Genomic DNA, 14,162 nt, shown 5'->3' with positions numbered 1-14,162 from the left:
CTCGACATGGAATAAAAACGCCGCCTTCCGTGTCTCATGTCCGGCAAGCAAGAAAGCCTGTCGAACGTGAGGAGACACCCGCATGAAACTCGTAAAATCTGTGATCGCATTCGCCGTTGCATCTGCTGCGGCAACGGCTGCATTTGCGGCAGAGCCGGTGATGACCGTGGAATCCGCCAAGGGCAAGGTACTTGCCGGTGAAAACGGCATGACGCTCTATACCTTCAAGAAGGACGCCAAGGGCGTTTCCAATTGCTACGACCAATGCGCCAAGAATTGGCCGCCGCTGATGGCTGCTAGCGGAGCCAAGGCCGAAGGTGCATATTCGATCGTCGATCGCAAGGACGGTACGAAGCAATGGGCCAAGGACGGAATGCCGCTGTATTTCTGGGTGAAAGATACCAAGAAGGGCGATATCACCGGCGATGGCGTCGGCGGCAACTGGGACCTTGCCAAACCCTGAGTAAACCGGCGTGAAGACACCTGCACCTGAAACATTCGAGGGCCAGATCCTGGCCCTCCTTCCTTCGCTCCGGCGCTATTCGCGAAGCCTCACACGCTCCGACGCCGATGGCGAGGACTTGCTGCAGGATTGTGTCGAGAAAGTACTTGCCCGCCGTTCGCAATGGCGCGGCCTGAACTTGCGCGGTTGGGCGCTGACCATCATGACCAATCTGTATCGCAACACGCGCCGCCAGAATCCTCCCAGCATGATGGTCGAACTCGATAGTGCCGAACAGCTGCCCTCGCCGGAGGTACCCGCCGATCCACTGGAGCGCGTGCGGCTGGAGGACGCGCTGAACAGCCTTTCGGAAGAAAACCGCGCCGTGCTGATGCTCGTCGTTATCGAAGGCTACACCTACAGCGAGGTCGCGGCTGCCCTCGACATTCCGATCGGCACCGTGATGTCGCGCCTGTCGCGCGCCCGTCAACGGCTTGGACAGAGAATGACCGCCGACAATGTGATTACGCTTCGGAGACCGAAATGAACGAGCCCAACCAGACCGTGCCCGAAGCGGAGCTCCACGCCTATGCCGACGGGCAGCTGCCCGACAGCGACCGCACCCGTATCGAGGCATGGCTGCAGGACCATCCGGAAGACGCCGCAAAGGTTGCCGCATGGCAAGCGCAGAACGCCGAAATCCGGTCGATGTTCGCGCCGTACGAAAGATCCAAGGAAAGCGATATCCTGCTGATCGATCCGGAGAACGGACCTTCCGACTGGCTGAGGCGTTTAAGACTTGCCGCGGCCGCCGTCGTGCTCTTTGCGCTTGGCGCCGTTGCCGGTCATTACGGCCCGCCGCTTCTCGAAAGACCGGAAGTTCAACTCGCGTCGTCAGAGACGCTCCCGAAAGAGGCGCAGAACGCCTTTCTGGTCTATGCAGGCGAGGTCCGCCACCCGGTCGAAGTCTTCGCCAATGAGGAAGCGCATTTGGCGACCTGGCTCGGGAAACGGCTTTCGATCCCGAACCTGAAGGTGCCGGACCTGCAGTCGCTCGGCTTCAAGCTCGTCGGTGGCCGCCTGCTGCCGGTGGATGGAAAGCCGGGCGCGATGTTCATGTATGAGAACCAGGCAGGGGAACGCCTAACCGTGCTTGTCGGCCGCAACAAGGAAAATAGGACGACGAGCTTCCGCTTCGCCTCCGCCGACAGCGTCGAGACTTTCTACTGGATTGACGGCGAGCTCGGCTATGCCGTCACCGGCGAGATTTCGCGCGACATGCTGCGGCAGGTTGCCGAGGAGTGCTACAAGCAGTTGCCGTCGTGATGCTCAGCGCAGCGGATCGTTCGACAGCTCGATCGGCTTTCCGTGGGGCGTCGCTTCGGCCGCACGCTGCCAGCTTTCCTGCAGCGAAAGGACGGTGCCGGCATCGGCAATGCCCTTGCTGACGAGGAGCGAAAAAAGGGCTGCAACCCAGCAGTCGAAATAGTCGCTGCCATCGACCGCCCGTCCGGGCTTATGCAATTCGTTCGAAAGCGTCTCCGCCCATTCGCTCCACGCGAAAAGCCCCCGCTCATGCAGATGCACCGTCATAGCAAAAGCCTCGGCCGCCCATGGCTCGGGAAAGACCGGCTCGCCATCACTGGATTTCGGCAGCTGCGGTGATTGGGTCAACGGCGATACCGTTTCACACAGGCTCAAGATAGCTCTCCCATGCGTCGATGGACACCGTCAGCGACGGATCGGCACCCTCACCCCAGATCTCGCCGCCGTCGAAGACGACGGTGTAGACCCATTGCGGGTTTTCACCCTTTCCATGCGCGTTGTCGTCCGGGAACACGAACGACCCTTGCACCGCCTCGATTGTACCGGTCTTTGCCCGGGCATAGCGCGGCAGCCGCGTATGCGTCTCGGGATTGAAATTCTTGGTGCGGACTTGCTGACCGGCGGAGAACTTCGCCGGAGCCTCGGATGGCCGGTCGCAGGGGCCGCCTTTCGCCAGTACGCCCGCCACCATGTCGGCCTTCAGCACACGCTTCGGCACGGCACCGTCGTTCAGCTTGTGGCCTTGAGCGATCTCTTCCTGCGTCGCAAAGCCGTGACGCTCCAGAAGCACTTCGAGCGCTCGCGTCCAGATCTCGTAGTAGCTCGCAGAAAGATACTCGGCAGGCGGAATGCTCTCGCGCGCATGCCGGCTCTCGTCGATCGTCCAGGCGCCAAAGGCGCCGCAGGACAGCACGACGCCGAGTGCTCGCTTCTCCCACTCGGCGTGAAAATACGGCTCGTTCTTTTCGGGAGCCACAGGGCCAAACCCCATCTGCCCGCCGAGATCGTGAGGGCCGTTCACGCTGCCGCTCCCGGGGCGCCAACGATCGCCGTCCCGATCATCGCATCGCGGCTGACGAGCTCTGCGAGCGCCTCCTCGCTCATCCCATCAGTGCCCGCCGGACGTTCCGGAATGACGAGGTAGCGGAGTTCTGCCGTCGAATCCCACACCCGGATTTTCTTGCCTTCGGGCAACTCGACACCGAATTCCGCAAGCACACCGCGCGGATCGATGACCGCCCGCGAACGGTAGGCTGGCGCCTTGTACCAGACCGGCGGCAGGCCGAGAACGGCCCACGGATAGCAGGAGCAGAGCGTGCAGACGACGAGATTATGGGTCTCCGGTGTATTGAACACCGCCCGCATGTGCTCGCCCTGCCGCCCGGTATAGCCGAGACTGGCGATGGCTGCCGTCGCGTCTCTCTTCAGCCATTCGGAAAACTCCGGATCGCTCCACGCCGTGGCCACCACATGTGCCCCGTTCCGCGGGCCGATCTTCGTCTCGTAGGTCTCCACAATCGCATCGATCGCCGCCGGATCGATCAGCCCCTTCTCCGTCAGCACCGTCTCCAGCGCCTTCACGCGCGCCTGCATATCCGAGTAGCGGTTGTCGTGATGATGATCGTGGTCGTGATCATGGTGATCGTTCAAGGTGAAGCCCTCCGCAGCACATTGATCTTAAGGGCTTCAATGCATTCCGCCAAGCCATCCATAGGCTCGCCCTAACCCGTCGCTCTGCACACCCGACGTCACGGCAGAGATATGCCGTTAGGTAAAGAAACTGGGCTAATCCCTTTGTTCCCAAGGTCCAACGGGGCCTGCGTGATAGTCTCGGTGATCTCGCAACCACGGAGGGGCACTGCGATGAATAGGCTTGTCATCCTTGCATTCGCCTTGAGCACTGCATTCGCCGCCTGCGCAAGCGCGGGCGATTATCACATTCTGAAAGAGGGCGAGTATCAGATCCCGGGACATCCCTATAAATCCGCGAAGAACTGCCCGCGCACGGCACCAATCGGCAAGTTCGATGCCCGATGCGACATTCCTCTCCTGGGCTACCGCAACTTCGCCGACCCGACGATCATCGTTCAGTCGGGCGGGTTCTAGGTTTTGGGCGGACGTCCGTTGGATGGTCCGCTTTCCTTCCGCTATTTCAACATCATCGGCCAAAGGCTCAGCACCAAGAGCACTGCCATGGTGATGTTGAACCATTTCAAACGAACCGGATCAGATAACCACTCGCGAAGCGCGGAACCGAAGCCCGCCCAGGTTGAGACGCTCGGCAAGTTGACGACCGCAAAGGCAAGGCCGACGAGCAGGACGCTGAACAGATAGAGGTCGGGATTCGTATAGGTCGCCATCGCCGTCACCGCCATGACCCAGGCCTTTGGATTCACCCATTGGAAGGCGGCGGCGGCAAGGAATGACATCGGCTTGACGCTTCCCTTGGCTTCGCTCAGCGACCGCGAGGTTGCGATTTTCCACGCGATCCAAACGAGATAAGCGCCGCCCGCAAATTTCAGCGCCGTGTAGAGGGCAGGCGCAGTATGCAGCACGGCGCCGAGCCCGAAACCGACGCCGAGAAGAAGCGTCAGGAATCCCGCGCCGATTCCCAACATATGCGGGATCGTTCGCCGGAAACCGAAGTTCACCCCGGATGCAAAGAGCATCATGTTGTTCGGCCCTGGTGTGATCGAGGTCGTGAAAGCAAAGAGAACGAGTGCCAGAAACCTTTCCAGCGGCATGGAACCTCCCTGGGACCGTCATCGACTTCGACGCGCCATCTTTGATGATCAGCTAGCCGACGACTATTCTCTAAGCCAGATAATCATTGTCACCGTGACAGGATTGCTTGAAAGATCACGTCTCTGCTCAATCTTTGGCAGAAAACGGAAGAGATTCAGCGATGCAAAGCGACCCGATCCCCACCATCACCCTCCCGAACGGCGTCGAAGTCCCGGCTCTCGGCCAGGGCACCTGGAACATGGGCGAGCGGCCGTCGGAAGCCGAGCGGGAAATCGCCAGCCTTAGGGCCGGCATCGATCTCGGCATGACATTGATCGATACGGCCGAAATGTACGGCGAAGGCGACTCCGAGCGCGTCGTCGGCCGCGCGATCAAAGGCCGGCGAGACGGCCTGTTCATCGTCACCAAGGTCTATCCTTGGAATGCCAGCCGCAGGGGCACGGTCGAAGCCTGCGAACGGAGCCTCGTCCGGCTCGGGATCGACCGGATCGACCTCTATTTGCTGCATTGGCGCGGCGAACATCCGCTCGCCGACACCGTCGAGGCCTTCGAGGACCTGAAGGATGCCGGAAAGATCCGCGCCTGGGGCGTTTCGAATTTCGACCTCGGCGACATGGAGGAATTGCTTGCCGTTCCCGGCGGCAGACATGTCGCTGCCAATCAGGTTCTCTACAATCTTGCGCGCCGCGGCATCGAATATGATCTCCTGCCGTGGTGCCAGCAGCACGATATCCCGGTCATGGCCTATTCGCCGATCGAACAGGGCCGCATCCTGCACAATCCTGAACTGATCCGCATCGCCAAGGCCAATCAGGCGACCCCGGCGCAGGTCGCCCTCGCCTTTCTTCTCGAACGCGATGGCGTGATCGCCATTCCGAAGACGTCGAATGCCGACCGCGCTGCCGAAAACCGCGATTGCGTTTCACTGGATATCAGTGATGAGGACTGGGCGTCCCTCGACCGCGCCTTCCCGCCGCCTGCGCAGAAATCGGCCCTCGAGATGCTTTGATTTTCTCAGAGCACGGCACGCTGTCCGGCCAGGATCAAGTCGATCGCTCCGAACACATCGATCTGCCGCCAGTCGGAGCACCTCCGGTGCGCCGCGCAACCTACGCGACGCTACGCTGAGGGTCAACGCAAGCCAGGCTTCCGTTCACATGCCCTGCGGGCCGCGGTTCATCGCGGCAACGCCGGTCCGGCAAACCTCAATCAGGCCCAGCGGCTTCATGATCGCCACGAACTGGTCGATCTTCGAGGACTTGCCGGTGATTTCGAGAATGAAGTGCTCAACCGTCGCGTCGACCACTTTGGCTTGGAAAGCATCGGCAAGGCGCAGCGTCTCGGCACGGGCTTCGCCGCTTCCCGCCACCTTGACCAGCGCTACTTCTCTCTCGATCGGAGGCTCCTGCCCGAGTTCGCGGGCGCGAACCGACAGGTCCACCACCCGGTACACCGGCACAATGCGCTCAAGCTGCGCCTTGATCTGTTCGAGGACATGCGGCGTACCGCGCGTCACGATCGTAATGCGAGACAGATGGGCCTGATGTTCGGTTTCGGAGACCGTGAGACTTTCGATGTTGTAGCCGCGGCCGGAGAAAAGGCCGATCACACGGGCAAGGACGCCCGGCTCGTTGGCGACGAGAATGGAAAGCGTATGGTTCTCGATGGCTGCCGTCTCGGGCGAGATGAAGTAGGCGGAGCCTGTCGGCTGTAGATGTGCATTCATTGTCTTGGCTTCCTCACCTTCGATTTCAAACGAGCTGGCGGCCCTTGGCGTCGATCGCGTTGGCGACCGCTTCGTCCGTGGCCTCATCCGGCAAAAGCATTTCGTTGTGGGCCTTGCCCGACGGGATCATCGGGAAGCAGTTGGCGAGATTGGCAACGCGGCAATCGAAAATGACCGGCTTCTTGACATCGATCATCTCCTGGATCGCGCCGTCGAGATCCCCAGGCTTTTCGCAGCGCAGACCGACGGCGCCATAGGCTTCGGCAAGCTTCACGAAGTCCGGCATCGCTTCCGTATAGGAGTGCGACAGGCGGTTACCGTGGAGCAGCTGCTGCCACTGGCGAACCATGCCCATGTATTGGTTGTTCATGATGAAGATCTTGATCGGCGCATCATGCTGGATTGCCGCCGACATTTCCTGGATGCACATCTGGATCGATGCGTCGCCGGCAATGTCGATGACCAGGCTCTCGGGATGAGCAATCTGGACGCCGAGGGCTGCCGGCAGACCATAGCCCATCGTGCCGAGGCCTCCCGAGGTCATCCAGCGGTTCGGCTGTTCGAAACCGAAGAACTGCGCGGCCCACATCTGGTGCTGGCCGACTTCCGTCGTGATGTAGGTGTCGCGGTCCTTCGTCAGTTCGTACAGTCGCTCGAGCGCGTATTGCGGCATGATGACGTCGCTGCTTTTCGTGTAGGCGAACGAGTTGCGCGCACGCCAGCGCGCAACATTCGCCCACCAGTCGTCGAGACGGCCCTTCTCCGGCTTTTTCGGCAGCGCACGCCACAAGCGGACCATGTCTTCCAGCACGAAGGCGACGTCCCCGCGGATCGGGATGTCGACGCGAACGTTCTTGTTGATCGATGACGGGTCGATGTCGATGTGGATCTTCTTGGAATTCGGCGAGAAGGCATTGATGCGGCCGGTGATGCGGTCATCGAAGCGTGCGCCAATGCAGACCATGACGTCGCAATCGTGCATCGCCATGTTGGCTTCGTAGGAGCCATGCATGCCGAGCATCTTCAGCCAGTTCTTGCCCGACGCCGGATAGGCGCCGAGGCCCATCAGTGTGGAGGTGATCGGGAAGTCGGTCAGTTCCACCAGCTCGCGCAGCAGCTTGCAGGCTTCCGGACCCGAATTGACGACGCCGCCGCCGGAATAGATGACCGGACGGCGCGCATTCGCCATCAGCTCGATTGCCGCATGAATCTGGTTGAGGTCGCCCTGAACCTTCGGCTGATAGCTTTTCTGGATCGAATGATCGGCGGGCGGCGTATAGGTGCCGGTGGCAAACTGGATATCCTTCGGGATGTCGACGACGACGGGGCCAGGACGGCCGGACTGGGCGATACGGAAGGCTTCATGAATGACGGATGCGAGTTCGTTGACGTCCTTGACCAGCCAGTTGTGCTTGGTGCAGGGGCGCGTGATGCCGACCGTATCACACTCCTGGAACGCGTCCGAACCGATGAGCGACGTCGGAACCTGGCCGGTCAGGCAGACGAGTGGGATCGAGTCCATCAGTGCGTCCTGCAGCGGCGTGACGGCATTCGTGGCACCCGGACCCGAGGTGACCAGCATGACGCCGACCTTGCCGGTCGAGCGGGCGTAACCTTCGGCCGCATGCCCGGCGCCCTGCTCGTGGCGCACGAGGATATGCTTGATCTCGTCCTGCTGGAAAATCTCGTCATAGATCGGCAGCACAGCACCGCCCGGATAGCCGAAGAGGTGCTCGACGCCGTTATCCTTCAGCGCCTGGAGAACGATCTCCGCACCTGTCATCTGATTGTCTGCCTTCTTGGTGTCCGTGCCCGTCATGTTGCTATTCCGCTTTGACTACTAGGATTGAGATTTATGGTCCGGAAGCCTGATTTTCAGGCATAAAAAAAGGCCCCGAAGGAGCCTATCGTCTAGCGCATGGGTGGCTATCGCCGGATGGTTACACCATCCTGCCCATGCGCTTTCCCACCACAATAAGACCTGTTGCGATTTTCATGGGGGCAAGTGATAGACAGAAAATTGCGCAGCGTCAACGCTTTCTGAAACAAAAAATCGATGTAGTCCGAGAGGCGTAGGAGCTGACTATCCCATTAAAAACAATGGGCGGAAGGATTTTGTTAAAGGATGGATCATATGATGACCTGCTAACGCAGGGAGTAGGCCGTTGCCCGACAACGACTTGCAGACGACAGGGAATGACCGCGAGCATGAACGCCGCGACAATCTAACGCCCGGGAATCGCTTCCTCGGTCGAGTCGTCGCATGCAGCGGCTCCCGCGCAACCATCGCCGCCACCGCAGAGGCCGGAGGCACCGATCTCACCGAACTCTGGTCCGTCGGCCGCCTGATCTCGATCAGCGTCGGCAGGAACCGGGTCGTTGCGCTCGCCTATGCCATGAATACCGGCGAGCACTCCTGGGGCGAAGGGCAGGACAACTATTTCAAGATCGAGACCGAACTGCTCGGCGAGGTCCGCGTCGAGGACGACGGCCGAGAGGAATTCTCGACCGGCATCTCCCAGTATCCATATCTCGGGGCGATCGCCCACCGCATCCGCGCCGCCGACCTGATGCGCATCTACGACGCAGGCAGCGGAACGACGGCGGTCATCGGCAAGCTGACCCAGGACGAAAGCATCGACGCGGCGATCCATATCCCCTCGATGCTCTCCAGGCACTTCGCCATCGTCGGCTCCACCGGCGTCGGCAAGTCCACGGCGGTCTCGCTGCTTTTGCACAAGGCGATCGAAGCCGATCCAAAGCTTCGGGTTCTGATCCTCGATCCGCACAACGAATTCGCCGCCGCCTTCCCGAAGCATTCGGTCGTGATCGATACGGACACGCTCGACCTGCCCTTCTGGCTGATGCGCCTTGAAGAATTCGCGGAAGTCGTTTTCCGCGGTCGGACACCGGTGCCGGAAGAACTCGACATGCTCCGCGACATCATGCCGGAGGCCAAGCGCGCCTTTCGCGGGAGCGACAGTTCGCTTGTCCGCCGCCAAACGGAAAAGAGCTCGATCACCGCTGACACGCCGGTTCCATACCGCATGGCCGATCTGCTGGCGCTGATCGACGAGCGCATCGGCCGCCTCGAAGGACGCGCCGAAAAACCGTTCCTGCGCTCGTTGAAGATGCGCATCATCGCTGCCATCAACGATCCGCGCTACCATTTCATGTTCTCCAACAATACGATCAGCGACACGATCATGGAGACCGTAGCGCAGATCTTCCGCATTCCCGGCGATAACCGGCCGATCTGTACGTTCCAGCTATCCGGCATCCCATCGGAAGTGGTGAACTCCGTCGCGTCTGTTCTTTGCCGGATGGCTTTCGAAATCGGCCTCTGGAGCGACGGCGCCATCCATATGCTCGTCGTCTGCGAGGAAGCCCACCGCTATGTTCCAGCCGACCCGAATCTTGGTTTCATCCCGACGCGCCAGGCTATCGCCCGCATCGCCAAGGAGGGCCGTAAATATGGCGTCTCTCTTGGCATAGTCACGCAGCGTCCCGGCGAACTCGATCAGACGATCCTCTCCCAGTGTTCGACGCTGTTTGCGATGCGCCTCGCCAACGAAAGCGACCAGGAGATCATCCGCTCGGCAATTCCGAACTCGTCGATCTCGACGACGAGCTTCATTTCCTCAATCGGCAATGGCGAAGCGATCGCCTTCGGCGAGGCGATCAAGGTTCCGATGCGTATGCGCTTTTCGCGCGTCGACCAGCATCTGCTGCCGAAGGCGAATGGAGCGAACGTCAAACAATCCGACGAAGATCCCGATTCCGTCGATCTACGCAAGATCGTGACGCGCATGCGGGCCGTCAGCGGCGGGCCGGATATTTCGTCGTTCCAGCAAAGTTATAATGCCGCCCAGAGCGACATGCTGTTCGACGATGAAGAGCCACCGGAGGACACCCTCTATCCTGCGCCAATCTCCGCACCGCCGCTCGCGCCTTCTGAATCCTATAGACCGGACATGCTGCCACGCAGCTATACGCCACGGGAGCCAGCGCCCGCGGCTCCGCCGTCGACCTCGATTGACAGCCGTCTGGAAGCTCTACGCCGCGAGATGCGCCGCGACGAGGCAGCGGCCCAAAGACCAGCGTTTTCGCCAGATAGCGCTGCAGCTCCGCGCCGCGAGCCCGGCAGATCACTTCGCGAGAGCATTCTCAAGAAGCCGCTGAGCAGCCTCTACGATAAGGATTGAGCCGCGGTTATGTCAGCCGCTTCCAGCTCTCGTCCATCTGATTGCGGAACCATGTCATCTGACGCTTGGCATATTGCCGCGTGGCGGCCGCGCTCTTTTCGATCACTTCGCCCCGCGCCATCTCGCCCCTTAGCATGGCTGCGATCTGCGAAACGCCGATCGCCTTCATGACCGGCATTTCCGGCGGCAAGCCGAGCGCCAGCAGCTCTCTGACTTCATCTTCCGCTCCCTGCTCCAGCATCTTCTCGAAGCGTCCGTTGATGCGCTGGTGGAGCACAGTTCGCTCCGGCAGAACAATGATCTTTTCGACGGTCGCCGGATCGACGAGCATCGGCCCCGCCTGCCCTTGAAAGCGCAAGATCGACTGCCCCGTTGCCGCCACGACCTCCAAAGCACGGACGATGCGTTGCCCGTCCTGTACGCTGAGACCACCGGCAGCCGCAGGATCGACTTGGGCGAGTTCGGAGTGCAGCACTTCCGCGCCTTCATCCAGCAAGCGCGCCCGCAGGCGATTGCGAATATCATCCGGTATTGCCGGCATATCCGACAGACCGCCTGTCAAAGCCTTGAAGTAAAGTCCCGTGCCGCCGACGAAAACCGGCAACTGCCCCTTGGCGCACAGCTCGGGCAGCAACGCCGTAACGTCTCGCAGCCAAGCGCCTGTGGAGTAGGCTTCTCCTGCGGGCACATGCCCGTAAAGATGATGCGGCACGCCCTCCATCTCCTCCTCGGACGGCCGCGCCGTCAGAATGCGGAGCGTGTCGTAGACCTGCATGCTATCGGCGTTGACAACCGCCCCGCCATGGCGTTTCGCCAGTTCAACAGCAAGCGCGGACTTGCCGCTGGCGGTGGGCCCGGTTATCAGGATTGCACTTGTTGCGCTCAAAAGGTTTTCCATATGGCTCTCGTTGCCACGCTTGTCGCCAATCCGTCAAATCCCGTTCTTACCCCGGCACTCGCCGAACAGGCTGCCGAAAGCGTGAAGGCACCGGGGCTCTATTGGCTGGCGGACGGCATCGCCTGCGATATCGCCCTTCGTGACGATACGGACGCTGAGGCGGTCGAGGCGAACATTCTCGCCGTCATCGCCGGTGCCCCGATCGATCTCGTGGTCCAGGAGGCCGAAACGCGCCGCAAGAAGTTGCTGATCGCCGATATGGATTCGACGATGATCGGGCAGGAATGCATTGACGAGCTTGCCGCCGAAGTTGGCCTGAAGGACAAGGTCGCCGCAATCACCGCACGCGCGATGAACGGCGAGATTGCCTTCGAACCTGCACTTCGGGAACGCGTGGCGCTGCTGAAGGGCCTGCCGGTCTCGGTCATCGATGAGGTCATCGCCAAGCGCATTACGCTGACGCCTGGCGGTCCCGAGCTAATCGCAACGATGAAATCGAAGGGCTATTATAGCGCCCTCGTCTCCGGCGGCTTCACGGTCTTCACCAGCCGGATCGCCGCGACGCTCGGCTTCGATGAAAATCGCGCCAACGTCCTCCTCGCAGAAGGCGGCAGGCTCGCCGGTTTCGTCGCCGAGCCTATCCTCGGCAAACAGGCGAAGGTGGACGCTCTCATCGACATCTCCGCCAAGCTCGGCATCTCCACCGAAGAGGCGATCGCCGTCGGCGACGGTGCCAACGACCTAGGCATGCTTCACCTCGCCGGCTCCGGTGTCGCTCTCCACGCCAAGCCCGCCGTCGCGGCCGAAGCGAAGATGCGCATCAATCACGGCGACCTCACCGCACTGCTTTATATCCAGGGTTATCGGAAGACGGATTTCGTCAAACCATAAAGCGAGGCCGCCCGCGAGACGGCCCCAAACGGGCTATTCCATCGGGACGGCGATAAACCGCAGATCGCCATTGGCCGAGGCGATCATCAGTTGGGCGTTGCGACGGCCTTCCTTCTTCAGCGACTGCACTTTCGCGGCCACCGCATCCGGCGACTTCATGAATTCCTGGGCGACCTCGACGATCACGTCGCCAGCCTTGAGGCCCTTCTCGGCAGCCGCCGAGCCTGGAGCCACCTCGGTGACCACTACTCCGTCGACACTTTCCGCAATGCCGAACGTCTTGCGGATTTCGGGGCTGAGCAGGGAAAGGGAAAGCCCGAGCACATTCTTCGGCGTCTTGGCATCCGGCGTCACCTGCCCCTGCTGATCCGTCTGGCCATTGCCATTGGGCGCCGGCGGCGCCTGACCCGAATCCGGCTCATCCATATCCTGGTTCTCGTCCGGATCCGGGTTGATCACCCCATCCGGAGAGCCGTCGGCATCGGCGTCGGCGGCGGCAGCCTCGTCGCTGTCTTCCAGACGACCGAGCGTCACCTTGACAGTCTGCTCCTTGCCATCGCGCAAGACGACGACGTCCACTTCCTTGCCGACCGGGCTTTCCGCCACGACGCGCGGCAGGTCACGCATCTCGTTGACGGGCTTGCCGTCGAATTTCAGAATGACATCGCCGGCCTTGATCGAACCATTATCGACCGGGCCGCCCTTGATGACGCCGGCGACGAGCGCTCCCTTGGCGGTATCGAGGCCCAGGCTGTCGGCCACATCATCGGTTACCGGCTGGATGCGCACGCCGAGCCAACCGCGGCGCGTTTCTCCGAACTCACGAAGCTGACCGACCACGCCTGCGGCAAGTTCCGACGGCACCGAGAAACCAATGCCGATCGAGCCGCCGCTGGGCGAAATGATCGCCGTATTGATGCCGATCACCTCGCCCTTCATGTTGAAGAGCGGACCGCCCGAATTGCCCTTGTTGATGGCCGCATCCGTCTGGATGAAGTTGTCGTAAGGACCGGCGTTGATGTTGCGGCCGCGGCCGGAAATGACGCCGACGGTCACCGAACCGCCGAAGCCGAACGGATTGCCGATCGCCATCACCCAGTCGCCGATGCGCATGACGCTGGAATCACCGAATTTGACGGCAGTCAGCGGCGCTTTCGGCTCAACCTTCAGCACCGAAAGATCGGTCTTCGTATCGGTTCCGATCAGTTTCGCCTTCAACTTGGTACCATTGGCGAAATTGACCTCGATATCGTCCGCGCCCTCGATCACGTGGTTGTTGGTGACGATGTAACCCGAGGGATCGATTACGAAACCGGAACCCAGCGAGCTGACATTGTGATTGGCCCCTTTGCCGCCCTGCTGCTTGTTGAAGAAGTCGTTGAAGAATTCCTGAAATGGAGAACCATCCGGGGCGCGTGGCGCGGGACCAACGCCCTCGTCATCCTTGACGTTCTGCGACGTGGAAATGTTCACCACCGCATCGAGAAGCCCCTGAGCCAGATCAGCGACCGAAGCCGGACCGTTCGTCGGCGGCGTGTTCTGCGCTTCCGCGGCGCCACCAAGACCAATGCTAGTCAGAAGGGCAACCCCGGCCAGGAGAGCGAGTGATCGTCTGAAGGTCGGGCGTGTCGTGGGGGCCATCAAGCTTCCTCTTTTAGGTCAAAGCTGCAGTCTCACCACCAACATAGGGCGGAATGATGGAGGGTGAAATCACCTTTTCGCGAATTCCCGCGCATTCTGCGTCAGCCTCTAACGAGCCAGACGAGCACGACGCCCAGCGCAATGGCGGCAAGTCCGAAGACGCGAAGCTGGCGCTCTGGTATCGACGGAAGCAGCCGGGCCATGTCGACAAGAAAACGAGGGGCCAGTGCGTAGACCAGCCCCTCGATGATGAGAAGAAACGCGATTCCGGTCAGGAAATCCTGCATC

General features: G+C 61.0%; 16 protein-coding genes. 7 read left to right on the top strand and 9 right to left on the bottom strand.

Annotated elements, in window-relative coordinates:
• The first annotated feature begins 82 nt into the window (after positions 1 to 82).
• Genes ACPYOI_RS03945 through ACPYOI_RS03935 form a run of 3 tightly spaced genes read left to right on the top strand, consistent with a single transcriptional unit; the run spans position 83 to position 1,768 of the window.
• The gene (locus ACPYOI_RS03945) at positions 83 to 463 is read left to right on the top strand and encodes a COG4315 family predicted lipoprotein (protein WP_481414699.1); all 381 of its coding nucleotides are present in this window, start codon (positions 83 to 85) and stop codon (positions 461 to 463) included.
• Between the two features lie 10 nt (positions 464 to 473).
• On the top strand, positions 474 to 989 hold the full coding sequence (locus ACPYOI_RS03940; RefSeq protein WP_481414700.1) for an RNA polymerase sigma factor: 516 nt from the start codon (positions 474 to 476) through the stop codon (positions 987 to 989).
• Entirely contained in the window at positions 986 to 1,768 is a 783-nt protein-coding gene (locus tag ACPYOI_RS03935; protein ID WP_481422559.1) for an anti-sigma factor family protein, read from the top strand. Before ACPYOI_RS03940 ends, ACPYOI_RS03935 begins: the two co-directional genes overlap by 4 nt.
• Before the next feature lie 3 nt (positions 1,769 to 1,771).
• Here the strand turns inward: ACPYOI_RS03935 and ACPYOI_RS03930 are convergent, their stop codons facing one another.
• The 3 genes from ACPYOI_RS03930 to nthA are packed head-to-tail and all read right to left on the bottom strand — an operon-like array spanning position 1,772 to position 3,361.
• Positions 1,772 to 2,143 carry a nitrile hydratase accessory protein gene (locus tag ACPYOI_RS03930; RefSeq protein WP_481414702.1) on the bottom strand — a complete coding sequence of 124 codons (372 nt, stop codon included), beginning with the start codon at positions 2,141 to 2,143 and terminating at the stop codon, positions 1,772 to 1,774.
• Positions 2,130 to 2,789 (bottom strand): nitrile hydratase subunit beta, encoded by a 660-nt coding sequence (nthB, locus tag ACPYOI_RS03925; RefSeq protein WP_481414703.1) that lies wholly within the window; start codon positions 2,787 to 2,789, stop codon positions 2,130 to 2,132. The genes ACPYOI_RS03930 and nthB overlap by 14 nt, the downstream gene beginning before the upstream one ends.
• Positions 2,786 to 3,361, bottom strand: a complete 576-nt coding sequence (gene nthA / locus ACPYOI_RS03920) for a nitrile hydratase subunit alpha (protein WP_481414837.1) — start codon at positions 3,359 to 3,361, stop codon at positions 2,786 to 2,788. Before nthA ends, nthB begins: the two co-directional genes overlap by 4 nt.
• A gap of 270 nt (positions 3,362 to 3,631) precedes the next feature.
• Between nthA and ACPYOI_RS03915 the strand changes: the two genes are divergently transcribed.
• Positions 3,632 to 3,874 carry a hypothetical protein gene (locus tag ACPYOI_RS03915; RefSeq protein WP_481414704.1) on the top strand — a complete coding sequence of 81 codons (243 nt, stop codon included), beginning with the start codon at positions 3,632 to 3,634 and terminating at the stop codon, positions 3,872 to 3,874.
• 41 nt (positions 3,875 to 3,915) lie between these two features.
• Here the strand turns inward: ACPYOI_RS03915 and ACPYOI_RS03910 are convergent, their stop codons facing one another.
• Complete coding sequence (locus tag ACPYOI_RS03910; protein WP_481414705.1) at positions 3,916 to 4,512, bottom strand: LysE family translocator; 597 nt, start codon at positions 4,510 to 4,512, stop codon at positions 3,916 to 3,918.
• 161 nt (positions 4,513 to 4,673) lie between these two features.
• Between ACPYOI_RS03910 and ACPYOI_RS03905 the strand changes: the two genes are divergently transcribed.
• Positions 4,674 to 5,522, top strand: coding sequence for an aldo/keto reductase (locus tag ACPYOI_RS03905; protein ID WP_481414706.1), 849 nt, complete (start codon positions 4,674 to 4,676; stop codon positions 5,520 to 5,522).
• Positions 5,523 to 5,666: 144 nt separating this feature from the next.
• On the opposite strand, the gene ilvN is transcribed toward ACPYOI_RS03905, so the two are convergent.
• Positions 5,667 to 6,239 carry an acetolactate synthase small subunit gene (gene ilvN, locus ACPYOI_RS03900; RefSeq protein WP_168830767.1) on the bottom strand — a complete coding sequence of 191 codons (573 nt, stop codon included), beginning with the start codon at positions 6,237 to 6,239 and terminating at the stop codon, positions 5,667 to 5,669.
• Positions 6,240 to 6,264: 25 nt separating this feature from the next.
• Positions 6,265 to 8,058, bottom strand: a complete 1,794-nt coding sequence (locus ACPYOI_RS03895) for an acetolactate synthase 3 large subunit (RefSeq protein WP_481414707.1) — start codon at positions 8,056 to 8,058, stop codon at positions 6,265 to 6,267.
• 346 nt (positions 8,059 to 8,404) lie between these two features.
• Here ACPYOI_RS03895 and ACPYOI_RS03890 point away from each other — a divergent pair, with 346 nt between their 5' ends.
• Positions 8,405 to 10,444: an ATP-binding protein gene (locus ACPYOI_RS03890; protein ID WP_481414708.1), complete on the top strand. Its 2,040-nt coding sequence runs from the start codon at positions 8,405 to 8,407 to the stop codon at positions 10,442 to 10,444.
• Between the two features lie 7 nt (positions 10,445 to 10,451).
• On the opposite strand, the gene miaA is transcribed toward ACPYOI_RS03890, so the two are convergent.
• Positions 10,452 to 11,342, bottom strand: coding sequence for a tRNA (adenosine(37)-N6)-dimethylallyltransferase MiaA (gene miaA, locus ACPYOI_RS03885; protein ID WP_481414709.1), 891 nt, complete (start codon positions 11,340 to 11,342; stop codon positions 10,452 to 10,454).
• Between miaA and serB the strand changes: the two genes are divergently transcribed.
• Complete coding sequence (serB, locus tag ACPYOI_RS03880) at positions 11,343 to 12,233, top strand: phosphoserine phosphatase SerB (protein ID WP_481414710.1); 891 nt, start codon at positions 11,343 to 11,345, stop codon at positions 12,231 to 12,233.
• A 33-nt stretch (positions 12,234 to 12,266) separates the two neighbouring features.
• Here the strand turns inward: serB and ACPYOI_RS03875 are convergent, their stop codons facing one another.
• Together ACPYOI_RS03875 and ACPYOI_RS03870 are read right to left on the bottom strand one after the other, a co-directional pair.
• Positions 12,267 to 13,874 (bottom strand): Do family serine endopeptidase, encoded by a 1,608-nt coding sequence (locus ACPYOI_RS03875; protein WP_481414711.1) that lies wholly within the window; start codon positions 13,872 to 13,874, stop codon positions 12,267 to 12,269.
• A 101-nt stretch (positions 13,875 to 13,975) separates the two neighbouring features.
• Positions 13,976 to 14,161, bottom strand: a complete 186-nt coding sequence (locus tag ACPYOI_RS03870; RefSeq protein WP_481414712.1) for a DUF2065 domain-containing protein — start codon at positions 14,159 to 14,161, stop codon at positions 13,976 to 13,978.
• Position 14,162 lies beyond the last annotated feature (1 nt).

It is taken from the genome of Rhizobium sp. SVR5-2C, assembly GCF_056755115.1.
The sequence above is the reverse complement of the archived record's forward strand: the minus strand, read 5'-3'. Positions and strand labels throughout refer to the sequence as shown.